Raw genomic sequence first — 25,027 nt, forward strand, 5'->3', positions numbered from 1 at the left:
GCTGTCCAATTTTTGACGCTTTGATGTTTTTATGCTTAACGATCTTCTACTGATACTTCTGGAGCGCTCAGCTCTTTAACATCAGCTTTATCGGAATCTATAAGATCTATTGAAGCAATAACCTTACTTTGATCTAACTTCTGAAGTTTACGAGCTGTTACCAACACTCTAGACTCAAGTGAGGAAGCAAACTTATTGTAAGCTGCAACTGTTCTTGCCAAAGATACGCCAAGTTTTGAAGCATTTTCTCCAAGAACCGCAAAGCGATCGTACAATTCTCTAGATAAATCGAAAAGTTCTTTTGCATCATCTGTAAGACTTTGCTGCTGCCATGCGTACGCAACAGACTTAAGCACAGCCCACAAAGTAACTGGTGAAGTGAGTGCTACTTTTTGTGCAAAAGCATCATCCATAAGCGTTGGATCCGCTTCAAGAGCCGCCTGAAGCAATGCTTCGTTTGGAATAAATGCAACTACAAAGTCTGGTGCTGTTTCAAAAGCCTGCCAATACGCTTTAGCTCCTAATACTCTAACATGCTCTCGCAAAGCCTTAGCGTGCGCTTTTAGAAGCTCGCTCCTTCTAGCTAATTCTTCGTCACTTGCGTTATCTGGGATTTCACAAGCACGCTGATAATCCGCATACGGAACTTTTGCATCAACTGGAATTGTTTTGCCTCCTGGCAGATGCACAACCATATCTGGCCTCTGCTGTTCGCCATTTACTCCAGTTACAACAACCTGCGTATCAAAATCAACATGCTCAAGCAAGCCCGCAGATTCAACAATATTCTTTAGTTGAGCCTCGCCCCAAGCTCCGCGAACCTTATTATTTCGCAATGCTGCAGAAAGCGAACTTGTTTCGCGGTCAAGCCTTGTTTGCTGCTCACTTAAGCCTTTAAGCTGAGTGCTCAGCACACCCATTTCTTGTTTACGCCCTTCTTCAATCTGCGAAACTTTATTCTTCAATGCTTCGAGATTGTCTTTTACTGGAGCAAGCGCTTCCAAAACTTTACCTTGTTCTTTCAAAGTTTTTTCACGATTTAACCGTTCGCGTTCTTCTCGCTCTGCGCGCAATTGTTCTTCGCGATTCACTCGCAATTGCTCTGCTTGCTGCGCTTTAGCAAGTTCTGCTTCAACAAACTTTAATCGCTCAGCAAGCTGCTCTGCTTGCGTGCGATACCGTATAGCCTGATTACCATTTTCTTGAGCTTGAGCGCGCGCTTGTTCATACTGCGAGCGCAATTCGTTAAATTCGCGTTGGTTTACGCCATTAGCGCCTTGCGTTCCAGAGTTGTGCTTAACAATAGCCAGCACAACAATGGCGGTTATTACAACAGCAACCACCATCAAAACAAACATCACAATATTATCGAACATACGTTCTATTAAACACTATTGAGTTGACTTTTGAAACATAATTAAACACGTGCATTACCTAATACAAAATAGCGTGCTGTCTACTGGAAAATAATCCAATAAACAGCACACTTTTTTATTTGACTACATTGAAGAATGCAGGAACTACGCAATCTTTAGGGTCACATGGTCGCTAGTATTCTCACAATCCGCAACTACGCGAGCGCCATCATGCACATCGCCAGAAAGCAGCAATCGAGCAAGCTGATCGCCAATTTCCGTTTGAACCAATCTACGCAACGGACGAGCACCATAAACTGGATCATAGCCATGCTCCGCAAGCCAAGCGCGAGCAGAACCGCTCACATCCAAGCTAATGCGGCGGTCGCTCAAGCGTGCAGCCACTTGACGAACTTGAATATCCACAATTCCACCAAGCTCTTCGCGGCTCAACGGATGGAACATAACAAGCTCATCCAAACGGTTGATGAACTCTGGCTTAAACTCAGCGTGAACAGCGTTCATAACAGCCTTACGTTTAGCAGCATCGTCCAAGCCCTCTTGCACAAGGAATTGCGAACCCAAGTTTGATGTCATAATCAAAATCGTATTCGTAAAATCAACCGTTCTACCCTGACCGTCAGTCAAACGACCATCGTCCAAAACCTGCAACAAAACGTCGAATACTTCTGGATGTGCCTTCTCAACTTCGTCAAAAAGCACTACAGAATACGGACGTCTACGCACAGCTTCAGTAAGCTGGCCGCCTTCCTCGTAGCCAATGTAACCAGGAGCAGCACCGATTAGACGCGAAACGGAAGCCTTTTCCATGTACTCGCTCATATCAATGCGAACCATTGCACGCTCGTCGTCAAACAAAAAGTCAGCAAGAGCCTTAGCAAGCTCCGTCTTACCAACGCCAGTAGGACCCAAGAACAAGAAGGAACCAGTTGGGCGATTCGGGTCTGCAATTCCAGCACGGCTTCTGCGCACAGCATCCGCTATAGCCTGAATTGCTTCACTTTGACCAACCACACGCTTAGAAAGCTCCTTTTCCATGTTGAGCAGCTTCTCATTTTCGCCTTGCATCAAGCGACCAACAGGAATGCCCGTCCATTCGCTAACGACTCCTGCAATAGAATCAGCATCAACCTGATCCGGAACCATTGGCTCTTTCGCTTCACTTTTAGCATTAGCGGCCTCAGACTCCGCTTCTTCCAAAGCTTTTTGAATGCTTGGGATTTCACCATACAAAATACGGCTTGCTTGTTCCAAGTTGCCTTCACGTGTGAATTTGTCGGCTTCTACGCGCTTAGCGTCGAGTTGCGCTCGCAAATCACCAACCTTGTTATGGCCAGCCTTTTCCGCATCCCAACGCGCTTTCAATCCAGAAAGCTTTTCGCGCGAGTTAGCTAATTCTTCCTGCAACTTTTCTAAGCGTTCGCGCGCAGCAGCATCTTCCGCCTTCTTTAATTGCATTTCTTCCATTTCAAGACGCGTAACTTTGCGCTGCAATTCGTCGATCTCTTCTGGCTGAGAATCAAGTTCCATACGCAAGTGAGCTGCCGCTTCATCCACCAAATCAATCGCCTTATCTGGAAGCTGTCTGCCAGTAATATAGCGGTTTGAAAGCGTTGCTGCAGCTACGATTGCATCGTCACTAATCGTCACCTTGTGGTGCGCTTCGTAACGTTGCTTAAGTCCACGCAAAATCGTCACCGTATCTTCAACAGATGGCTCGCCAACAAACACTTGCTGGAATCTGCGTTCAAGCGCGGAATCCTTTTCAATATGCTCGCGATACTCGTTAAGCGTAGTTGCACCAACCAAGCGCAGCTCACCGCGCGCAAGCATTGGCTTAAGCATATTCCCAGCATCCATTGAACCTTCTGCAGATCCTGCGCCAACAACAGTGTGAATTTCGTCAATAAACGTAATAATTTGACCGTCCGATTGCTGAATTTCCTTCAACACTGCCTTTAAGCGTTCCTCAAACTCGCCGCGATACTTCGAACCTGCAACCATCGAAGCCAAATCGAGGCTTATAAGACGCTTGTTTTGCAAAGTCGTAGGCACATCTCCTGCCACAATTCGCTGAGCCAATCCTTCTACAACTGCCGTTTTTCCAACGCCCGGCTCGCCAATTAGCACAGGATTGTTCTTCGTGCGGCGAGAAAGAATCTGAATCACGCGACGAATTTCCTGATCGCGCCCAATTACTGGGTCGAGCTTTCCTTCGCGAGCGCGCGCAGTCATATCAACAGAATACTTTTCGAGCGCTTTGTAGTTGCCTTCAGCATCCGGACTTGTCACTTTTGCGCCACCGCGCACAGTTGGCACAGCCTTACGCAACACGTCTGCGGAAACGTTGTGCTTTTTGAAAATATCCGCAACAGCGTTTGGTTCGCTAGCAACCATGCCAATAAGCATGTGTTCCGTAGAAACGTATTCGTCTCCCATTGCGCGCATTTCTTTTTCTGCCTGGCTTAGCGCAGCCAAAAGCTGACGACTTGCATCTGGCTTAGTTGTAGTTGAGCCAGTAGATGAAGGCAATGCCACTAATGCGTTACGAATTTCAGCACCGATTTGTTGCGCGTCCGCCCCCGCCTGAGCAATAAGCGCGCGAACGACGCCCTGCTCTTGGCGGAGTAAAGCATCCGCCAAATGCAGAGTGTCAACTTGCGCATTGCCAGCAGCCGCTGCACTTTGCACAGCGTCGCTTAATGCGTCTTGCGCTAAGGTTGTAAACTTTTGTTCCATATCTACCTCATTTCCACGAAAGCTCTAAAACACATTTCAGTTAAGTCAAATCGCTGCAACTTTTATTGCAATTTCAAGCTTTTTGACGATACTTTTGAGTTCTAACGAGCTTTCACTTTCATGTATCTGATACGTATAACAGATTTTCCTATAACTTTATTCCTAAAACTTGAGTGTACTAGACTCAAGTTTTGTTTTCAAGAACTTTCAATCGCAAATAATTTACGCAAATAATTTAATTAAGCAGCAAGCAAAGTTTAGTTAAGTATCAAGCAATGCTTAATTAAGTAGCAAATATGTCGTAATCTTAAAAGCATGAGAATTGCACGTTTTTCGTATAATGAAGTTCCGCAATACGCTTTCGTTCAAAAAGACGAAACCGACGGTAAAGATTATTTAGTAGCACTTGAAGGGCATCCTTTAAGCCCGCAAGGAGTTAAGCCAACTGGTAAACGTTACGCGTTGGATGCGGATGGCGTGCGCTTGCTTGTGCCTGTAATTCCTTCAAAAGTTTACGGATTGGCAAAAAATTACGATACGCGTTCCGATGACGAGCGCGCTACTTCTCCTGCGGCTTCTTCGCATACCGCTGCAGATATGGTTATTTTTACAAAGCCGAGCACTTCTGTAATTGGTCCGGACGATCCGATTGTGATTCCTGCTTGCTCAAACGACATGAATTTTGAGCCAGAAGTGGCAGTTGTTATGGGCAAAATCGCCAAAAATGTGACTGCAGCTACCGCAATGAATTACGTTTTTGGCTTTACTTGTGTAAATGACGTAACTTTACGAGATTGCGCAGGAAGCGACCCAATGTGGACGCGCGCAAAAGGTTTCGACACTTCTTGCCCACTTGGACCTTGGATTACGACCGAGCTAAATTGGCGCGATGCACATATTTCATTTACGCTTAATGGTGAAAATGTGCCGGAAGCTGACGGCACTACAGCTCGACTTATTCACAGTATTCCTGAGCAAATTGCAGCGATTTCAAGCTTCTCAACGCTTCTTCCAGGAGACGTGATTTTGACAGGAACCCCATACCCGGCTGGGACTTTACGCGCGGGTGACGAAGCGATTGTACACGTAGATGGCATCGGTTCGCTGCGCAATGTGATTGTGCATGCGTAACTACAATCATCAATTTGGCTTAAACTTTGACTTAAAACTACACAAATGCGCGTGGGCCAAAGATTGCCGAACCGATTCGAACCATCGTCGAGCCTTCGGCAATCGCCCACGCAAAATCGCCGGACATTCCCATCGAAAGCTCTAATTTTGCAGAGTTTCCATCATAATCTTGCGCGAGTTGTCCACTTACACAATCTCGAATTTCTCGCAATTTTGCGAAACCACTTCTCACTATTTTTTCATCATCCACGCGCGCTCCGAGCGTCATAAATCCGTGCAAATTAAGCGCCGGAAGACTAGATATAGCGAGCGCTTCATCAATCGCACGTTCTGGCGCGCATCCCGATTTCGTAGCTTCTCCCGAAACATTCACTTCCAACATAACGTCTGTGCAAAGTCCCAAATTTTGCGCGCGCGTAGATATTTTTTGCGCAAGTTCAATGCCGTCAACCGACTGAATACCATTTGCAAGTGGTAAAACTTTATTTATTTTATTGCTTTGCAGCTGACCGATTAAGTAGAGTGGAATTTCACCGTTCACTCCAACGCTTAAACCTTCTCTAGCAGCTTGTGCGCGTAAAATCTCGGCTTTTGCAACGATTTCTTGTGGGCGATTTTCCCCAACTACTCGCACTCCAGCTTTAAGCGCTGCCATGATTTCGCCAACATCTCGCGTTTTAGTTGCGGCAAGTAGCGTAACCGACTCAGCTTTGCGACCATAATGCAATTCGGCTTGAGCAATGGCGTCTTGCACGCTGTGCACGCCGTCGGCAATTTGACACGCACGAACACAATCGACTTCAGTATTCGCTAAATCTTTTTGCGTCATATATGCCATTTATGCCCCAATCTATCAAACCTAACTACATAGTTTAGTCAAGGAAGGGCACGGATTTGTCGGCTAGGTTTGCGCGAACAGAATCCCACGGCGTGTCAAGGCTTTCAAACAACGCAAGCGCATCGGCAGCACTCATATCTACCGATTGATTTTGACCATGCTTTTTGTATCCCAGAAGATACATACAATAGCCAATCATGCGCTCGGCACTCCAGCCAGATTCTCGAAGCGCACCGACGTCTAGCGAGTGCTTACTTTTTGCAAGCCGCTCACCTTGAGCGTTATCAATTAGCGGCAAGTGCGCAAATTGCGGACGCACATAATGCGTACCGTGAGCCGCAAAAAATCCTGATTTTTCAAGCAGCTCACCAATCCAAATTTGAAGCGCCGCAGAACGAAGCAAATCGCGGCCGCGCACAATGTCGTTTACTCCGCTCAGAACATCGTCAACAACAACCGCAAGCTGGTACGAAAAAACGCCATCCGCGCGGCGAATCACCATGTCACCCAAATCGCGATTAATGTTAAACGATTGCGCACCAAAAATCGCATCTTCAAAACTCACATTTGCTTGCGGCGAATCAGCCGAGGGAACAGCAAGCCTTAAAGAATGTTGCTGATTATTTTGCAAACGCTTTTCGATTTGTGCCAGACCTTCCGCGTTTTTACGAAGATTTCTGCACGTGCCCGGGTAGCGTATAAAACCGTCGCCTTCCTGCGGAGCTGCGATTGCGCGAATATCGGAACGCGAGCAAAAACATGGGTAGATTAGAGAATTCCCGTCTTCGTCTTGCAAAGATTCTAACGCATCAAGAGCTTCTTGGTAAATTGCAGTGCGTTCATGCTGATAAGTCGGCTCGCCGACCCAATCAAGCCCAGCCCACTTCAAATCGTCAATAACTCGCGCGCTAGCATCCTTTGGCATGCGCGCAATATCAAGATCTTCCAGACGTAAAAGCATGTGTCCGCCTTGCGATTTTGCAGAGAGCCACGCAGCCAACATTGCTACCATATTGCCAATATGCATACGCCCGGAAGGAGTAGGCGCAAAACGACCAATTGCAATAGTTGACTTCGAAAACATGATTTAGTCTTTCTTAATATCTTTAATTAATAAGCATAAACTTGCAAAGCATAAGCTTACAAAATAAAAAGCGCGTAACGCATTCATACTAGCATTACGCGCTTCTTACAATCGCAATCAAGCACAGCTAAAAGCAACTACTTTATGCAAATAACGACTTATACATAACCACACCCAAGATTGCGCCGGCAATAGGAGCAATAACTGGAATCCACGCTTCACCCCAGCGAGAAGATCCCTTGTGCGGAATTGGCAAAATTGCGTGAAGCAAACGCGGCATAAGATCACGAGCAGGATTCAAAGCAGGACCAGTTGGTCCGCCCATAGAAGTCACCAAACCCCAAACCACGAAGCCGACAACGATTGAAGCGCCAGCCAAATTCTTCTCACCCCATGGAGAGGTAAGGCAGCAAAGAGCAGCCAGAACAAGCACAAGTGTGCCGAAGAACTCGTTAAGGAAGTAGTTAAGCTTGTTGTTATACGCATCCGTAGTGCAGAAAGTGCCAAGAATTGCTTCTGGCTCCTCAGTTTCGTTGTAGTGTGGCAAATACGTTACGTACACAATAAGCTGACCAACCAGCGCACCTAAAAGCTGAGCTACAATATAAGGCACAACGTTAGCCCATGGGAACATGCCGTTTACAGCTTGCGCAATTGTCATAGCAGGATTGATATGCGCGTGGGAAATTCCGCCAAACATGAGCACTGGGAACATAACACCAAAACCGTAGCCCATAGCAATATTTAGCCAGCCAGCATGGTGCCCTTTAGTATTTTTTAATTCAACGTTTGCTACAGCACCGTTTCCGAAAATCATGAGAATAGCAGTGCCAATAAATTCTGCAGCCAACATTGCCATAAACGAATGTTGCATGGTCCTTCGATCCTTCTTACCTGTTTCAAACTCCACACACGTAATCACGCGCATAAATAACGACTCGTCACTTAACAATCGTCCAACAACTCGCAATTGCGATTAGCACAGCATGGAACACAATATATTCTCATTTTCAAAGAAGCTAAGAAAATGAATTCCAACATTTATTCTTTGATAGTTTCCCTTATACGCGCGACAGTCTGCGTAAATAGTAAAATCGCCCTCACATCAAAAGAGGCCCGCCACTTTGGCGAGCCTCTTATCTACAAAAACAATATCTGCGGTTTCATCTTCACAACATCCTCGTTGCAACGGTTAAAGTCTTAAATATCCCGTCCAACGTCCACGGATTTCATATCCATACACTTTTGTGGGTTACCGCTATCTCTTTTTTGTTTTTGTAATTATTATTATCATCGTTTTTTACCTAATAGTAAAGAGCAAATTAGCCTTTGTTAACATATTGTCACTACTGTTCAATTGCACACGAAAAATCGTAACTCTTGCGGCCTTTTGTGAACATGCAAAGGTTATCATGTTAAATTACGTTCGCATGAGACACACTCCGGCGTGTCGCAAGATATTTTTCGAGCGCGAAGCAAGCAAATAAAATCGACACTCATTCGCGCACTTCCCTTACAACGCATACAATTACAGAATATGGTACAAATTTTTGACGCTCCCTCAAAGGCGATTCTGCGCGGTCAAATTGCAGAGCATATCGCCGAAGATGAAAAGGCAGAAAAGCGTGAAGCTCGTGAGGGTGAGCTACCGTTGCCAAAAGATCGTTTCTTCGACCGAGAATTAAGCTGGTTGAAGTTCAATCGTCGCGTGCTTGAGTTGGCTCAGAATACAGATTTGCCACTTCTTGAACGCGCTAATTTTGCTGCTATATTTGCGTCAAATCTCGACGAATTCTTTATGGTTAGAGTTGCAGGATTAAAGCGCAGAATAGATTCTGGAATAGCAGTAACTGCAGCATCCGGCTTAAGCCCTCGCCAGCAGTTGCGCGCTATTAGTGAGGTAACTCACCGCCGTCAAGATGAGCACGCTCACTATGTTATTGAGCACATTCTTCCTGAGCTTGCCAAACAGCGCATTGTTTTGCTCAGCTGGGATAAGCTTACAGAATCAGAAAAAGCACGTTTGTCTGATTACTACAAAAAGCAAGTTTTCCCTGTTCTTACGCCTCTTGCAGTGGATCCTGCGCACCCATTCCCGTACATTTCCGGCAAGTCTATTAACTTGGCTGTTATCGTCGAAAATCCAAATTCTGGAAAGTCGCATTTTGCTCGTGTAAAGATTCCAGATAATTTGAATCGCCTTGTACCAGTTGACGATTTAACAGACGAGGAAGGTCGCGAAGAGCGTTACGGCTTCATTACTATGGAAAAGCTGATTGCAGCACACTTGGAATCGCTTTTCCCAGGCATGATTATTAAGGAAGCCCGCTCATTCCGAGTTACGCGTAACGAAGATATTGACGTTGAGGAAGATGACGCAGAAAACTTGCTCAACGCTATGGAGAAGGAACTTCTTCGCCGCCGCTTTGGACCGCCAATTCGTTTGGAAATTTCTAACGAGGCCAGCCCATTCCTTTCTCAGCTTCTTGCAAATCAGCTTCGCGTAAGCCCTGAGGAAGTATATCGCTTGCCTTCGCCGCTTGATATGACGGTACTGTTTGAATTGCAAGCGCTTGACCGCCCTGATTTGAAGTATCGTCCGTTCATTCCTACTACAAACCGTCAGATTGCGGAAGTTGAAACTAGCCACGCGCAAGATATTTTCGCTTCTATTCGCGAGCATGACATTTTGTTGCATCATCCTTACGATTCGTTCTCTACTTCTGTACAGGCATTCCTCGCGCAGGCTGCTGCGGATCCAAAAGTGCTTGCAATTAAGCAGACTTTGTATCGCACGTCTAGCAATTCGCCAATTATTGACGCTCTTGTTGACGCAGCTCACGCTGGCAAGCAGGTACTTGCGCTGGTTGAGATTAAGGCACGATTTGACGAGGACGCAAATATTGCTTGGGCTCGTAAGCTTGAGCGCGCAGGCGTTCACGTTGTGTACGGCATTGTTGGTTTGAAAACTCACTGCAAGCTTTCGCTCGTGGTTCGTCAGGAAGCAGAAGGATTGCGCCGCTACTGCCACGTTGGTACAGGTAATTACAATCCTAAGACTGCTCGCTTGTACACGGATTTGGGATTGCTTACTTGCGATCCTGTAGTCGGCCAGGATTTGACTCGCTTGTTTAACCAGCTTTCTGGTTACGCGCCGAAGTCTAGTTTCCACCGCCTGCTTGTTGCCCCTCGTACAGTTCGCACAGGTATTATTGCGCGAATTCAGCGCGAGGAAGCTGCAGCTCTTGCTGGTAAAGAAGCATGGATTAAGATTAAGGTCAATTCTGTAGTTGACGAGCGGACTATTGACGCTTTGTATCGAGCTTCGCAAGCTGGAGTAAAGATTGATATTGTTGAGCGTGGTATCTGCTCGCTTAAGCCTGGCATTGAAGGATTGAGCGACAATATTCGCGTTCGTTCTATTCTTGGCCGATTCCTTGAGCACAGCCGCATTTACGCTTTTGCTAACTCTTGCGGTCCGCAGATTGGCGACGGTCCTGCAAACGGCCCAGAAGTGTGGATTGGTTCGGCTGATTTAATGCACCGCAATCTTGACCGCCGCGTTGAGACGCTGGTTCGTATCAGCGCGCCAGATCAGGTTGAAGCTTTGATTCAGTATATTGATTTGCAAATGGCTGATTCTACTGTTTCGTGGTGGATGGATGGTGACGGCACGTATACCTTGCATTCTCGCGATAAGGAAGGTCGTCCGCTCGTTGACAGCCAAGCTTACTTGATTCATACTCACACGCGTAAGCCTCGCGGCGCGAACTAATCGCAAGCAACTAAATAAACGATAAGCAAGAGCCAGATTCAGTAACATGTTTCTGGCTCTTTTTGTGTTTATTACCACTTCTAATCTGACTAAATCTCAAGCGTTCCAGCAATAGTCGAAATCTTCTACAGCACCATTTGCCAGTTTTAGGAAGTTTTTTAAGTAATTATTTGTCAGTTTTGGCAAATTTAAGGATTATAAAACAATTTGTTACTGTTATGACTGTGACAAAAGTAAAAGATTACGGCACAACTAAAAGTTGCGAAAGAAAACCGCTAAAATAGTGAATATGAGTGCAGTAACGACGCAATACGTTGAAGCAGCTGGCGGAATTATTTATCGCAAGCGCAATACTACAAACAGCTCAAATGCAAGTGGAGAGGCAAAAACAAGCAGCGACTCAATAAAGTCTAGCGACGATGATTTTGAGCTTTGCCTAGTCTACCGTCCTAAATATGACGATTGGAGCTGGCCAAAAGGAAAGAATGAGCCAAAAGAATCACATCGCCACACAGCAGTGCGCGAAGTTGGAGAAGAAACAGGATATTCAGTCACACTAGGTCCGCACATCGCCAAAATAGAGTATCCGCTTGAGCGCGAAGGCAAAAAATCTTCCAAGAACAGCTCATCAAATAGCAACCAAAATCGCAATTCTCAGCCGGAAGTAATAAAGCGAATCCACTACTGGATGATGCGCTTAATCGATAAGCCAACCGCAGCAAAGCGTCTTCCTGCTTTCGGACCAATTAAGCCTGCTAAACCCACTGAAATCGGCAATGTGTTATGGCTTACTCCTTCTCAAGCACGAAAAAAGCTTACGCACGATAGTGACCGCGAAGTGCTAGATGCTTTCTTAGAGAAGCTACACGAAGGTCAAGCAGAATATAGCACGTTGCTTTTAGTGCGTCACGGAAAAGCTGAGTCTCGAAAAACTTGGCAAGGAAGCGAAGCGACTCGACCAATCACGCCTCTAGGTGCTGCCGCCTCATACGCTTTAGGCCGCGAGCTTGCCTGCTACGCGCCGAATAAAATCATATCGTCTCCTTGGAAGCGTTGCTTAGAAACAGTTGCGGCTTTTGCGCACGACTCTTCGCTTTCTATCGAACAGGTTGCGGAACTTACAGAAGATTGTCACGAGAAAAAACCAAAATCTACATTGTCTGTGCTTATAAGAGAAATACAAAATATTGAGCAAAATGAACAAAATGCAAGCACAGTCAACAACGCAACCGTCATGTGCTTGCACCGCCCAGTTATTGGTACTTTCTTCGATTATTTGCGCGAAATAACAAAACCTAGAGCACACAAACGCATACTCAGCCAAAAATCTCCATACATGCCTACAGGAAGCGCAATAGTTTTGCACATAATTAATACCCCTAAAGGCGCTCGCATTATCGATATTGAAAAGGTTCTTCCAAGTGTCTACTAGTTTAAATTCGCAATCGAGTTCTATTCATTCAAGCAGATCTGCTTTTATGCCAAGCCCCACAGGAGCCGCCCGTCCTAGCAGACCTGCACAAATGGATCCTGCGATGCTCGCGCAGATTGAAGGCGGCACAGATCCGCAGGTTGTAAACGAAATTAGCCACACTTCAGCCGCTGTTTTACTTAACCGCGTTCATAGAACGCAGTCGCCGGAAATCGTTGAGCGCGTGCTGAATTTGGTTGAGAATGAAGGAATTGAAGTTATTGCAGATTTGTGGAGTCACGCGGAAGCTGAGTCTATTCCTGGAATGTTGTGGCGACTGTATTTATTGCGCATGTCACTACGAAAACAGCGCGAAGCTTACGCTGAGTACTGGAGTCTTGGCGAGCCTGAAACAACAAGCGCTTCAGCTATTACAGGAATTGACGAAGCTCCTACAGGAGAGGATATTGCACGACTTGCAGACTCTATTCTTTCCGGTGCTTTTACAGGCGATTTTGCTGTAGCGCTTTACCGATCTTCAGCTTTTACTTCGATTATTGCACGCGGAATGCGAATTTACGCAAAAAAGTTAGGCGAGCAAGCAAATACAATACATACGCAGAAAATTGCAAAAGTTTTGCATATCTCCGCAAATATGCACGCGCTTTCGTCATCTTTTGCTCATGGAGCAAAATTGTGGCGCGCAGGAAAGTTGGAATAAATTATTTTCGATTAAAATTGTGCGGCGCGTGAAAACAGAAAACAAGGTATACTCAAAATGATGCTGGCTTGTGCTTAAGCCCCGGGCTCCATTTTTTGCCGCTGCGAGCGGCGTTTGCGCCGACAGGCGCTTTCGCAAGTCAGTATCGTTTCTGTTTTTGAATTTTAGATTTTAATTTTGTTAGATAAGTTTAAATAAAATATATTTTTACTCAACATTTGTTTATATTTCGCGCAAAAATAACGGCACGCCGCTAGCTTAACGTGCAATGCTTGCACTAATCTAGAAGGTATGGATCTTCATGTTTTACATCATCCGCTGGTGGACCACAAGCTCACCGTTTTGCGAGATAAGAATACACCTTCTAACATTTTCCGCGAGTTGGTTTCCGAATTGGTAACCCTCGAAGCATACGAAGCAACCCGCAATTTGGAAGTTAGCGATCGCGAGATTGAAACTCCTATTTGCAAGATGACTGGCAAGCATTTGAACCGCCCACGCCCAATGGTTGTGCCGGTTTTGCGCGCTGGTCTTGGCATGCTCGACGGCATGACTCGCCTTCTTCCAACCGCTGAGGTTGGATTCCTTGGCATGAAGCGCGACGAGCAGACGCTCGATATCATCACTTATGCCAACCGTTTACCAGAAGATTTAACTGGCCGTCAGTGCTTCCTTCTTGACCCAATGCTTGCCACTGGTGGCACTCTTATTGCTGCTACACACTATTTGGCTGAGCGCGGTGCTAAGGACGTTACTGCTATTAACATTTTGGCAGCTCCAGAAGGCTTGGAACGCCTGGAGAAGGAGATTGATCCTTCTATTGACTTTAAGGTTGTTGTTTGCGCTGTTGATGAGCATTTGAACGACAAAGCTTATATCGTTCCAGGTCTTGGCGACGCCGGCGATCGCTTGTATGGCTTGATTGACTAATAGTTACTAACCAAATCAAGCGAAAGCTAGAATCAAAAACTACAAAAAGCCTGCTGATTTTGCAACACTTTGCAAGTTCAGCAGGCTTTTGTGTTTAGCGTTGACAAATTTTGCGCAGATAAATCTCTTTACCGCGGACGAGTTACGGCCACTTCGCGAGCGCGCTCTGCTAATTCGTCTAGTTTAGCAATTTCCGCGCGTTGAGAATCAGTCTGCTTTGGCGAAAATTCGCCGTAACGATTTTGCGCAGCAGTACGGATTAAAAAGTCAGCCAGACGCGGATTTTTTGGCAAAACTGAGCCGTGCATATAAGTGCCAATAACATTGTATTTGCGCGCTCCTTCCGTGTGATCCTTGCCATTATTACCGCAATTTTCACTATCAACCGAGCCAAGTGGCTGAGTATCACCCTCCAAGTTTGTTCGTCCAGAATGGTTCTCATAGCCCACAATATCGCCAAAATCGTCGCTATGTTCCACAAGATTTCCAATCATGCGCACATCTTGACCAACCGTATGCTCGCCAAGTATTCCAATTCCTTTAAGCTTTTGACCCTCAACGGTTTCAAAATACTCTCCAAAAAGCTGGTAAAGTCCGCAAATCATAAGCATTGGAACGCCATTTTCTGCAAGCTCACGAATCGCGCCCGCGCGCGCAAATAAATCTTCTGTGACTCTGCTTTGACCATGATCTTGACCACCGCCGCCAAGAATCATATCCACACGCTCTGGCCATAAATCGCCAACATTGTACTCGTGAAGTACAGGCTTGTAACCGTACAATTCCGCTCGGCGCATAATCGTAAGCACATTGCCGTAGTCGCCGTAAATATTCATGTCTTTTGGATATAGCGACACAATATGTAGCACGCGATTTTCGGCTTCAAAAGTAGCATTTGCTTTACTAATATCACTGGAACCATTCATGACAATTACTTCCCAACTCCAACGTCTTTAACTTCCGCAAGTTGCGCTAAAGCCGCGCGCACGCGAAGCATGGCAGTATACGTGCAATATATGCGTTTAGCATTTTTAGCGTTGCCACTAAAATCGCCGTTTACAAAAGCTTTAGCATCTTCTTCCAAATCCGTATTCACATTGCGAGCCGAGACTTTATCGTATTGCAGACGCAAAGCCATATCCCATGCGCGAGTACCAGAAACGCACTCAACTCCAGTGCCGCTAAAGCTTGCAAAATCAACGTCCCACAGCCAGCTCATGTCTCTACCGTCCGCATATTCGTCACAAATTGCAATCATAGTATCGTGATTTTGCGGATGATCCGAAGCGATTGCAAGCCTAAAACCAATAGGATTCTTCACTAAAACAAGCTCAACAGGAGCGCCATTAACTTCAATTACTTCGCCTCTACCAAAAGCAGGAGTTACGTGCGAAATCGCTTCCATAAGCGCATCGTCATCGAATTTTTGCAGCGCAGAATTTTGTTTTGCAGCGTCCGCCAAGATAACGCGAACTACTGTTGCTGCAGCAGCAGCGTTGAAAATATTGTAAGCACCGTCAAGTTTTACAGAAGTAGTTTTACGCTTGCCATCAAGTATAAACTCAGCCTCATGGTCTCCAACTTTTGAAAGCACAACGTCTGCTTTAGGAAGATTGTTAGCCTTGCTTTCTGCAGCATCTTCGCAATTTTCGCTTTTTTCGGAACTATTGTGCAAATCATCATCCGTCGGGAACATGCTTTTTACAGCGTCATCCAAACCAAAATACCGCACACAAGTCCCGGAAGGAACAACTTTTGCAAGCGCGCAAATACGTGGATCCTCACGGTTTAGCACTACCGTCCCTTCGGTTGCTTCAGCCACGTTGCTTAATAGTTTTGCAGTTGTGTCAATTTCGCCGAATCGGTCGAGCTGATCTCGCATAACGTTTAGCAATAAAGAGTAGCGTGGCTTGATTTGATTTACAAAATGCACTGCGTACGCTTCGTCGAGCTCTAAAACTGCAATATCCGCATTTAGTTTTGTGCCAAAAGCAGGCATTGTTTTTGCAAGGGCTGCCACTACTCCTCTAGTAAAGTTTGAACCGGTTGGATTAGTAAATACGTTAAGTCCTGCGTCGCGCAGCATAGAAGTTACCATACGCGTTGTGGTAGTTTTGCCATTGGTGCCAGAAATCAACACTATTCCGTACGGCAATGCGGCAAGAGTGCGCGCTAAAAAGCCAGAATCGAGGCTCTCAATAACTTTTCCAGGCAATGCGCTTCCACCATGGTGAAGCACCCTAGAAAGAGCGCAAACAAGCTTTCCTACAGCAGGCATGGCAAAACTGTACCAATGCTTATGCAAATTTTGGCGCAACTTTTTATGCGATTCATGGTCGCGGCTTGACATACTAAATCACACCCCTTATTGCTGGTAGTCTTGCGGCATATCCATGAACTTGGAAGTTGCACCCAAGAAGGCAAGATTAAACGTGTCAGTAGGGCCGTTACGATGCTTTGCCATAATAATATCTGCTTCGCCTGGGCGATCTTCCTTATTGTAAAAATCAGGGCGATGCACTAGGAACACAACGTCAGCATCCTGCTCAATAGAACCAGATTCGCGCAAATCTGAAAGCTGTGGTTTCTTGTCGTTTCGCATTTCCGGTCCACGATTAAGCTGGCTCAAAGCCACAACTGGCACTTCAAGCTCTTTAGCAAGAAGCTTCAGCGCACGCGAGAATTCCGAAACTTCTTGCTGGCGACTTTCCACGCGCTTACCGGAACTCATCAGCTGAAGGTAATCGATAACTACCAGTTTCAAATCATTTGTTTGCTTCAAACGGCGGCATTTTGCGCGAATCTCCATCAAGCTCATATTTGGACTGTCATCAATAAAAAGCGGAGCGTTTTGCATTTTTGTCCAAAAAGTATTAAGAGTATTCCAACGATCTGGAGTAATATCTTCCGCTCTTCGCATAGCAGCGAGTGGGATATTAGTTTCTGCAGCAATAATGCGCTGAGCCAATTCCACTTTGCTCATTTCTAGAGAGAATACAATAGACGTCATATTGTGGTGCAGTGCAGCCGAACGAGCAAAATCAATGCCAAGTGTTGACTTACCCATAGCCGGACGACCAGCAACAACAATCATTTGACCAGGCTGCAAACCCTGCGTAACTTCGTCAATATCTCTAAATCCAGTCGGCACACCTTGTTCAAGTTCGTGATTTTGCATTTTATCTAACTGATCAAGTGTATTTTGCAAAACTGGACCAATAGCAACGTAATCTTGACGCACTTTGCCAGCACTCATTTCATACACTTCTGATTGCGCAAGATTTACAATATCTTCTGCTTGCGCCCCGGAAGCAGAATAGCCCATTTGTGCAATTTTTGTGCCAGCAGTAATAACGTTACGAAGAACAGCATTTTGATGCACAATATCTGCGTAGTACATTGCGTTTGCGGCTGTTGGCACAGAAGCTACTAGGCTGTGCAAATAGTCAGCTCCGCCAACTTTATCGAGATTTCCATCTTTCATTAATTCGTTAGCTACAAGCACAACGTCAACAGGCTGTGAGCCAGCGAAAAGCGTAAGAATAGCATCGTAAATTGTTTGGTGCTGCGGTAAATAAAAATCTGATGTTTCAAGTAATTGAGACACTTCGCCAATAGCATCTTTGCTCATGAGCATTCCGCCAAGCACAGCCATTTCTGCATCAACATCGTGAGGAGGCACACGATCAAACAACGTAGCACCTACTTCGGCACCACGATTTGCAACGCCAGAACCATATGCAGAGGCGTCACCATTGCCACCATGATTGCTACCTGCGCGGATAACATTGCCTTTAGTAGATTGCCACATATCATTATCTGCCATAGAAACGAGTATAAACGCGCGCACGTATTATGAAAAAACGTAAATGTATTAACACAAAACTTTATCTACATTTTTAGCGCAGAATCCATCCACGTATCATTTCTTATGCGCAAACTATTGCCTATTGCACGCCCCCCAATATAAATAGCATTTAAAACAACCCATAAACTAATAGTTCTTATCACGTCATTAGCATCAACAACGACATCAAAAACGCTTGTGAGCGCCAAAAATGTTAAATACACGGCAGCCATTACTGAGCAAGCTTTTGCTAAGTAGCGATGATCACCTGCGCCAATTAATACGCCATCTAACGCCCACATCCATCCAGCAAGAGGCAAGAACAATCCTAATATTGTCATACCTACAGAAATTAAAAACTGAATATCTGTATGCTGACTAAATAGTGGCGCGCAACTCCAACCCACGAAAATCATGAATAAACCGACTCCTACGCTGCTTACAGCTCCCACTTGAGCACAAATACGCGTAATCATTCCTGCGCGCTTACGACAGCCCGCTCCTAGCGCTGCAGCAACAATAGTCTGCGCAGCAATACCAATTGCATCTAAAATATTCATAACAAAATTCCAGCAAGAATTAGCAACCTGATACGCAGCGAGAGTATTGGTACCGAGATGAGTCGCAGTAACAACCGTAGCTACCATGCACACGCGCAATGCAAGTGTACGAACAAACAAAGGCATACCAGTTCCAGCAGAATGTAGAATATGCTGGAAATGCGGTTTGAGACGCGCGCCACTTTGAGTAGCCCAAATAATTGCAGGAATAGTGAGAACAAGTCCCATATACCATTGCGCAATCATTGTTGCAATACCAGAGCCAGCAATTCCCATGTTGAGACCAAATACTGCGATTATATCGAGAATTGTATTTAGAACAGCTCCACTTACAGCAGCAAATAATGTTATGCGCACGTTGCAAAGACCGCGAAATATGCCATTTGCTGCATATACGAGTAGCATCGCAGGCAATCCAGGCATAATCATTTGTGTGTACACAATAGCATTTTGCAACGTAGAGCCACGCGCGCCTATTGCGTAGCATAACGGTTCAGCGGCAAAAATAAGTATGACTGTAAGAATTATGCCGAGCAATAATGCAAGCCACAATCCATCCATGCCAATGCTAAAACCTTCTCGACGCTTACCTGCGCCTAAAAGACGAGCAACCTGTGAAGTTGTGTTGTAAGCCAAAAATAAGCAAAGACCTGTAGTAGTAAGAAGTACCGTTGATCCGATAGAAAGACCTGCTAGAGCACTTTTGCCAATGTGGCCAATAATAGCAGTGTCAATGAGCACAAATGCTGGCTCAGATATGAGCTGTCCAAAAGTTGGTACGGCTAGTAGCCAAATATTGCGTAATACGTCTTTTTTGTTCTGGTTGTCCAACTTTTGATTTGTCATAATGCTTCATTCTACCGCTACTTTGTCACGCTTGTATAAAAGAAGATTGCAATTGCTAACAAATTTCATGTAAAAACAACTGCAAGTGAAGTAACACAAATATGCGTAAATCGCAAATAAAAATATTATTTTAAAAAGTTATCCGCAGGATATCCACAATGTTATCCCCACTATGTGGATAAATTTGTGTGATATCCACGTAGACACGCCTAAAATGTGGATAACTTATCTTTTTTATCCACATCAAGCAATTCGTGCGTGTCATATGAATAACTTATTCATTAAAAATAACTTATTAATTAAAAACTTGATTTTAAATTAGCAAAAATAACAAAACCGCATATCTTAGATAAGACATGCGGTTTATATCAAAATAACTAGAACTTGTTGCTAAACAATAGCGCTTACGCACATACGTCTATTCTTTAGCACTATTATTTCGTTTTCCTGTTTTCTTATTATTCTGCGCTGATTTATCTTTTTCTACAGTTTCAGACTCTTCTTCAGAAGAAGACTCTTTCTGCCCAACTCCAGATTTAGGATCAGCCTCAGAATCGCCTTGCTCAGGATTTGCCTCAGATTGATCAACCATAAAATCAGATTGTTCAACCTCGTTTTCACCCATATCAATATCAACAGAAGTAAGAACAGCCATTTGAGTTTTATTTGCATCATCATCTGCAACAGCAACTACAGCGCCATCATGACTTTGTGCAATAGAAGAAAAATCGTAAGCACGCTCCCCTTGATCAGCTAAATCAACGCCCTTACGTTCCTTAGCTTCCGAGATTCGCCATCCAAAAAGCTTTTCAAGAACAAAAGCTAGCACTGCAGTTACAGCACCTGCATAAAGCACCGTAATCCCAATCAAGCACAGTTGTGCAACTAACTGATGCCAATCACCAACAGCGAGTAATCCAGAGCCATCAGCAAATAAGCCTACTGCAAGCACACCAATAAGCGCAGCAACACCATTCACGCTAACTACATGCAAGGCACCATCGTAGCGCACAAAAGTACGAGAGTGAGTCACTAGAGAAGTAATAACACCAGAAAGAACACCCAAAACTAAAGCCCACAATGGAGCAATAACATCCGCGGCTGCAGCACTTGCAGCTAATCCAGCCATAACACCAGACGCAGCTCCCAAAGCAGTAAAGCATCCAGAGTGTAAACGTTCAGTCACACCCCAGGCAAGCATTGAAGCAGAAGCAGTTATTGTGGAACTCACCCAAGCATAACCAGCAACTCCAGGAACACCTGCAGAAGAACCAATCATTAACCCAAGCCAACCGAACCAAATCAGGAAAACGCCAAGCATAACGAAAGGAACATTATGCGGCTGGCGAGCAGCAACACCATTTTCGACTGCTGACTGCGTTGCAGTGGATTCAGCAGCAACTTCAGTTACTGTAGCAACTGGAGAGACAACAGTCTCACTAGCGGCATTCTTAGCATGCTCAACATCAGCCCACAATGCGCGCGATAAACGACTTTTAGGATTACGCGAATTAGTAGCTCCAGAATTAGCATTGCCACTCGTATGCGCAACATTCTTAATATGCAAAACAAAACGCTTAAGAGGGAAGTGAGCATGTCCGCCAATGATCATAACAATTGCAAAAGCCGAAACAGCCGCAGCAATATGCAATATAGAGCCACCCGCGAAGTCATGCACTGAAATACCTAACGCCTGTGAAATAGCACCATTAGGCGAAAGCAATCCACCACCGCACACCATATGCGCTAACGGAGCGAATACTAAAGTAATCCACACAGCTACGAAAATAAGCCAAATAGCGTAACGCACTCGACCGGCTAGAGCTCCAGTAATAAGCGCTACTGCAACAACAGCACATGCTAAACGAAAAGCTGCAGGAATGCCACCAGATAATCCGGAATTTGCGTCCATAGACGTAAACACACCATGATCTGCCACCATCGAATCACGGAATAGCAAACCACTCAATGGATCACCTATAACACCACCAGCCATATCTTTGCCAGCAAAAGCTAACGACCATCCCCACAGCGTCCAAACCAGTGTAGTTACAGCAATAGCGCCAGCTGAAAGCATCATCATATTCACCATGGAAGTAGCGCGTTCACGGCCTCCATAGAACAGGGCAATACCCGGCGTAATAATAAACACCAACGCGCCAGCCAACAATGCCCATTGCGGATCCATTGTGGTCATTTTTCACCTCAATTATTTGAAACAGCGCAACAATAACATCATTGCAGCTTAAGTATTACTTATATAACTATTGTACCGAGAAACTCTTATAGCCAAAACTCATAAAGACTTTAGTGGAAGATTAAAAACTACCACTCATGCAGCTACATCAATGCTCAGCATTAAGCGAGCAGACCGTCTACGAAGCTTTGAGCATCAAACGGGACCAAATCATCTGGTCCTTCGCCAAGACCTACTAGCTTAACCGGCACACCAAGTTCACGCTGTACAGCTATAACAATTCCACCTTTAGCGGAACCATCAAGCTTAGTAAGGACTACGCCCGTAATGCCAATAGCTTCAGCAAATACTTTTGCTTGAGACATGCCATTTTGACCAGTAGTTGCATCCAATACCAGCAATACTTCATCAACAGGCATAGTTTTTTCTATAACCCTACGAATTTTGCCAAGCTCTTCCATTAAATTTGCTTTATTCTGCAAACGACCAGCAGTATCTACAATCAATAAATCAGTTTGTTCTTCTTTTGCCTTATTCGCAGCAATAAAAGCAACAGAAGCAGGATCAGCACCATCTTTATCTGCACGAACAACTGGCACGCTTACTGCAGACGCCCAAGTTTCAAGTTGATCAGCTGCAGCCGCACGAAAAGTATCTGCTGCAGCAAACATTACTGAACGTTTTTGGGCAATAAACAATCGCGCTAATTTACCAGCAGTAGTGGTTTTACCGGTGCCATTAACGCCGACCATCATAATAACGCTAGGGTGATGCGCATCTGATTTATCTGCATTTAAGCGTCGATCAGCGTCTTCATCTACTATTTTCAATAGTTTCGTACGCAATGCTGAATGCACATCTTCTGAACTAGAGGTACCAGCAATGCGTGCATCTTTGCGTAGATCTTCTACTAATTCTTCACTAGCTCGAGAGCCAACATCGGCCATAAGAAGAGTATCTTCTACATCTTCCCAATCTTCTTCCGAAAGATGGTCCTTGCTTATGATATTAAACAATGCACGACCAAATGGATTTGCACTATGAGCCAAACGTTCGCGAAGACGTTTAATACGCGAAGAAGTACTTTCTGGCAATAATTCAGACTTTACTTCTTTATTAGGTATAATAGCTATGTTACTTTCTATCTGTTTTCCAGATTTTTTTGTTCCACGCGCTTTAGTTTTGCCTGTATCGATTGAACTATCAACGCTTTCAGGAATTACTGGTCCATGACTATTGCTGTGAATGCGCAAAATCACTGCAACTGTTACTAATAAGATGGCAATAACAACAGCCGCAGCCGCAAACCAAATTAGCATGTTCATATCCATAACCATATTCATGACATCAAGACTATGAAAGTCAAGGGACACTAGCAATACATTTCACTATTTTTTCTCATCTTTGTCACACTTCAACGTCAATATGCTTAAGTACATCTGCATCTATTACACTAATAAAAGTAGCAATAAATAGCACGAGCTATTATTACGCAAAATTTGAATTCACAAAATCATTAAGGAGGATTTTATGTCAGATCAGCCTACCGTAAATGTATACGGTGCAGATTGGTGTGGAGATTGCAAACGTGCAAAAGCTGCGCTAACCCAGTATGGTGTGGCATTCGTTTGGCACGATATTGAAACAGAAGAAGGTGCTGAAGAAAAAGCGATTGAAATTAGCAATCAAAAGCACATTCCAGTTGTTACTTTTGCAGATAATACTTTTATGGTTGAGCCATCAGCAACACAAATAAAAGCAAAACTTGAGTCACTCGGAATACTGCAATAAATATTTGTAACACGCATAAGTTAACACGATATTCACTTCGTCGATTGACTGTAGTACACTTGGCATTTGTTGCCCCTTTAGCTCAATTGGCAGAGCAGAGTCCTTTTAAGTCTTGGGTTGTGGGTTCGAGTCCCACAGGGGGCACTTTTTTATACCTAAATTTAGGGTAAGCGAGTAAACTGCAATAAAAAAACGGGGGAGTCGAAGCTCCCCCTACGAAAAATTCACTTAAGATCAAAAACGACAATCAATGCCATACTTGTTGAGAATTAGCTAATTACTTATATAACGCAATACTCAACTCGCCCAAACACTAGCATCTTGATCATCTTCAACTATATCGTGACCTACAGGTGCTGGAGAAGAATACGTGTATTCATCATCCACAACGCCAGAATCAGCATCTGCATTAATAGCAGCAAGAACATGCTTATCCATTTTGTACTGTGGTAATACGTTCTTAATATAGCTAGTTACAGCATCTTGCATAGCAACGTCATGGCCAACTTTTTCTGCCATAAACCAACGATGATCCAACACTTCATGGAAGAACTGAGCTGGTTCAATTTGCGAACGGAACTCAGGAGGAATCATACGAACTGTTGGCTCGAAAATTTCACGCATCCAATCAGTTGCAACAATTTCTAATTCCTCACCTTGTCTCCACGTCGAAGTGCGATACGCATCCAAATCGTTCAGAAGCCTTCGAGCCTGATTCTCTTGAACGTCCAATCCAGTAAGACGAAGAAGCTTGCGGGAAGCATAACCAGCATCCACAACGCGAGGTCGAACCAAAACCCTTCGACCATCTTCTGAAGTCTTCATCTCCAACTCATCAACATCGAAACCAAGCTCATTTAGACGATTAACACGACGTTCAATTCGCCACATCTCATCAGGACTGAACTTATCAACGTCAGTAAGCGTACTCCAAAGCGAATGATAGCGATCTACTAGACGATTGCCTATACTGATTTCATCTACTTCTGTCGGTAAAAGCTGACCGGAGCTCAAATCCATAAGCTCACCAATAATGTTGGTTCGAGCTAAATCGATATCGTATTCTCGTTGACCTTCTGTTAAACTTCCATGCAAATCACCAGTTTCTGCGTCAACTAGGAATGCAGAAAAAGCATCTGCATCTCGCAAAAACAGCACGTTGGAAAGCGATACATCGCCCCAATAGAAGCCAGAAAGATGCAAGCGCACCATAAGAACAGCAAGCGCATCGATAAGGCGCTCTGCAGTATCCGGACGCAACGTACGAGCAAATAATGCACGATATGGTAGTGAGAACTTTAAATGTTTCGTAACTAACATTGCCTCAAGCTTTTCACCATTAGCGTCATGGCGTCCTGCAACAACAGCTATAGGAGTAACTGTAGGCAACTCAAGTTTACGAAGCCTACGCAAAAGCTCATACTCACGTTCTGCAACTTGACGAGTAATTTCCTTCATTGCATACACTTCATCGCCAACGTGAACAAATCGCACAACGTGACGAGAAATACCACGCGGCAAATTCACGAATAAATCAGCAGGCCATTGAGAAAGTGGTAATTCCCAAGGCAGTGTAAACATTTTTGGATCTGAACTAGCCGCAGTAATCTTCAGTGCCTGCGGCTCTTGAGACGACGCATTCTCGTCCTGTGCAGATACCGAAGTTGCTTGCACAGCACGCGGGTCTAATTGAGGAGCGTCATTCCATTCCATAAAGTTTATTTACCAATCAAGCTCATGCCAACGATATCACTGCATTCCAGATAAACACAGCTCAACCA

18 protein-coding genes and 1 tRNA gene are annotated in these 25,027 nt (G+C 44.7%); 7 read left to right on the forward strand and 12 right to left on the reverse strand.

The annotated features are described in order from the left end of the window. Window positions 1-35: 35 nt before the first annotated feature. Both rmuC and clpB read right to left on the reverse strand, forming a co-directional pair. Window positions 36-1,376, reverse strand: a complete 1,341-nt coding sequence (rmuC, locus tag HXT38_RS05695) for a DNA recombination protein RmuC (protein ID WP_004105862.1) — start codon at window positions 1,374-1,376, stop codon at window positions 36-38. A gap of 144 nt (window positions 1,377-1,520) precedes the next feature. Continuing rightward, window positions 1,521-4,115 (reverse strand): ATP-dependent chaperone ClpB, encoded by a 2,595-nt coding sequence (gene clpB, locus HXT38_RS05700; protein ID WP_004119561.1) that lies wholly within the window; start codon window positions 4,113-4,115, stop codon window positions 1,521-1,523. 315 nt (window positions 4,116-4,430) lie between these two features. On the opposite strand from clpB, the gene HXT38_RS05705 reads away from it, so the two are divergent. Then, window positions 4,431-5,246 carry a fumarylacetoacetate hydrolase family protein gene (locus HXT38_RS05705; RefSeq protein ID WP_004136519.1) on the forward strand — a complete coding sequence of 272 codons (816 nt, stop codon included), beginning with the start codon at window positions 4,431-4,433 and terminating at the stop codon, window positions 5,244-5,246. A 37-nt stretch (window positions 5,247-5,283) separates the two neighbouring features. Here the strand turns inward: HXT38_RS05705 and HXT38_RS05710 are convergent, their stop codons facing one another. The 3 genes from HXT38_RS05710 to HXT38_RS05720 all read right to left on the reverse strand — a co-directional run bounded on the left by HXT38_RS05710 (window position 5,284) and on the right by HXT38_RS05720 (window position 8,042). Further along, complete coding sequence (locus HXT38_RS05710; RefSeq protein ID WP_004119565.1) at window positions 5,284-6,084, reverse strand: YggS family pyridoxal phosphate-dependent enzyme; 801 nt, start codon at window positions 6,082-6,084, stop codon at window positions 5,284-5,286. A 34-nt stretch (window positions 6,085-6,118) separates the two neighbouring features. Next, complete coding sequence (locus tag HXT38_RS05715; RefSeq protein WP_004119568.1) at window positions 6,119-7,168, reverse strand: glutamyl-Q tRNA(Asp) synthetase; 1,050 nt, start codon at window positions 7,166-7,168, stop codon at window positions 6,119-6,121. A 142-nt stretch (window positions 7,169-7,310) separates the two neighbouring features. After that, window positions 7,311-8,042 (reverse strand): MIP/aquaporin family protein, encoded by a 732-nt coding sequence (locus HXT38_RS05720; RefSeq protein ID WP_032842372.1) that lies wholly within the window; start codon window positions 8,040-8,042, stop codon window positions 7,311-7,313. A 663-nt stretch (window positions 8,043-8,705) separates the two neighbouring features. Here HXT38_RS05720 and HXT38_RS05725 point away from each other — a divergent pair. The 4 genes from HXT38_RS05725 (at window position 8,706) to upp (ending at window position 14,005) form a co-directional block, all read left to right on the forward strand. Further along, window positions 8,706-10,943 carry an RNA degradosome polyphosphate kinase gene (locus HXT38_RS05725; RefSeq protein WP_421791800.1) on the forward strand — a complete coding sequence of 746 codons (2,238 nt, stop codon included), beginning with the start codon at window positions 8,706-8,708 and terminating at the stop codon, window positions 10,941-10,943. A 289-nt stretch (window positions 10,944-11,232) separates the two neighbouring features. Then, on the forward strand, window positions 11,233-12,375 hold the full coding sequence (locus HXT38_RS05730) for an NUDIX hydrolase (RefSeq protein ID WP_421791802.1): 1,143 nt from the start codon (window positions 11,233-11,235) through the stop codon (window positions 12,373-12,375). A 46-nt stretch (window positions 12,376-12,421) separates the two neighbouring features. Beyond that, a complete protein-coding gene (locus tag HXT38_RS05735) occupies window positions 12,422-13,075 on the forward strand; it encodes a thymidine phosphorylase (protein ID WP_174143490.1) in 654 nt (217 codons plus the stop codon). Between the two features lie 291 nt (window positions 13,076-13,366). Beyond that, window positions 13,367-14,005: a uracil phosphoribosyltransferase gene (gene upp, locus HXT38_RS05740; protein WP_004119581.1), complete on the forward strand. Its 639-nt coding sequence runs from the start codon at window positions 13,367-13,369 to the stop codon at window positions 14,003-14,005. A gap of 128 nt (window positions 14,006-14,133) precedes the next feature. Here the strand turns inward: upp and HXT38_RS05745 are convergent, their stop codons facing one another. The 6 genes from HXT38_RS05745 to ftsY all read right to left on the reverse strand — a co-directional run bounded on the left by HXT38_RS05745 (window position 14,134) and on the right by ftsY (window position 22,798). Next, window positions 14,134-14,931, reverse strand: coding sequence for a type 1 glutamine amidotransferase (locus HXT38_RS05745; protein WP_421791804.1), 798 nt, complete (start codon window positions 14,929-14,931; stop codon window positions 14,134-14,136). Between the two features lie 5 nt (window positions 14,932-14,936). Beyond that, window positions 14,937-16,355, reverse strand: coding sequence for a MurT ligase domain-containing protein (locus tag HXT38_RS05750; RefSeq protein ID WP_421791806.1), 1,419 nt, complete (start codon window positions 16,353-16,355; stop codon window positions 14,937-14,939). 15 nt (window positions 16,356-16,370) lie between these two features. Continuing rightward, complete coding sequence (gene dnaB, locus HXT38_RS05755; RefSeq protein WP_004105840.1) at window positions 16,371-17,831, reverse strand: replicative DNA helicase; 1,461 nt, start codon at window positions 17,829-17,831, stop codon at window positions 16,371-16,373. Window positions 17,832-17,896: 65 nt separating this feature from the next. Continuing rightward, complete coding sequence (locus HXT38_RS05760; RefSeq protein WP_421791808.1) at window positions 17,897-19,258, reverse strand: MATE family efflux transporter; 1,362 nt, start codon at window positions 19,256-19,258, stop codon at window positions 17,897-17,899. 418 nt (window positions 19,259-19,676) lie between these two features. Next, complete coding sequence (locus HXT38_RS05765; protein ID WP_421791810.1) at window positions 19,677-21,455, reverse strand: ammonium transporter; 1,779 nt, start codon at window positions 21,453-21,455, stop codon at window positions 19,677-19,679. 161 nt (window positions 21,456-21,616) lie between these two features. Then, on the reverse strand, window positions 21,617-22,798 hold the full coding sequence (gene ftsY, locus HXT38_RS05770) for a signal recognition particle-docking protein FtsY (RefSeq protein WP_421791813.1): 1,182 nt from the start codon (window positions 22,796-22,798) through the stop codon (window positions 21,617-21,619). A 187-nt stretch (window positions 22,799-22,985) separates the two neighbouring features. Here ftsY and HXT38_RS05775 point away from each other — a divergent pair, with 187 nt between their 5' ends. Together HXT38_RS05775 and HXT38_RS05780 are read left to right on the forward strand one after the other, a co-directional pair. Further along, a complete protein-coding gene (locus tag HXT38_RS05775) occupies window positions 22,986-23,246 on the forward strand; it encodes a glutaredoxin domain-containing protein (RefSeq protein ID WP_004105832.1) in 261 nt (86 codons plus the stop codon). 71 nt (window positions 23,247-23,317) lie between these two features. Then, a tRNA-Lys gene (locus HXT38_RS05780) sits at window positions 23,318-23,390 on the forward strand. 153 nt (window positions 23,391-23,543) lie between these two features. Here the strand turns inward: HXT38_RS05780 and HXT38_RS05785 are convergent. Beyond that, entirely contained in the window at window positions 23,544-24,959 is a 1,416-nt protein-coding gene (locus tag HXT38_RS05785; protein WP_004105830.1) for a DUF4032 domain-containing protein, read from the reverse strand. Between the last annotated feature and the right edge of the window lie 68 nt (window positions 24,960-25,027).

The organism is Gardnerella sp. DNF01157, assembly GCF_049244225.1.
In the GTDB taxonomy this organism is placed as follows: domain Bacteria; phylum Actinomycetota; class Actinomycetes; order Actinomycetales; family Bifidobacteriaceae; genus Bifidobacterium; species Bifidobacterium leopoldii.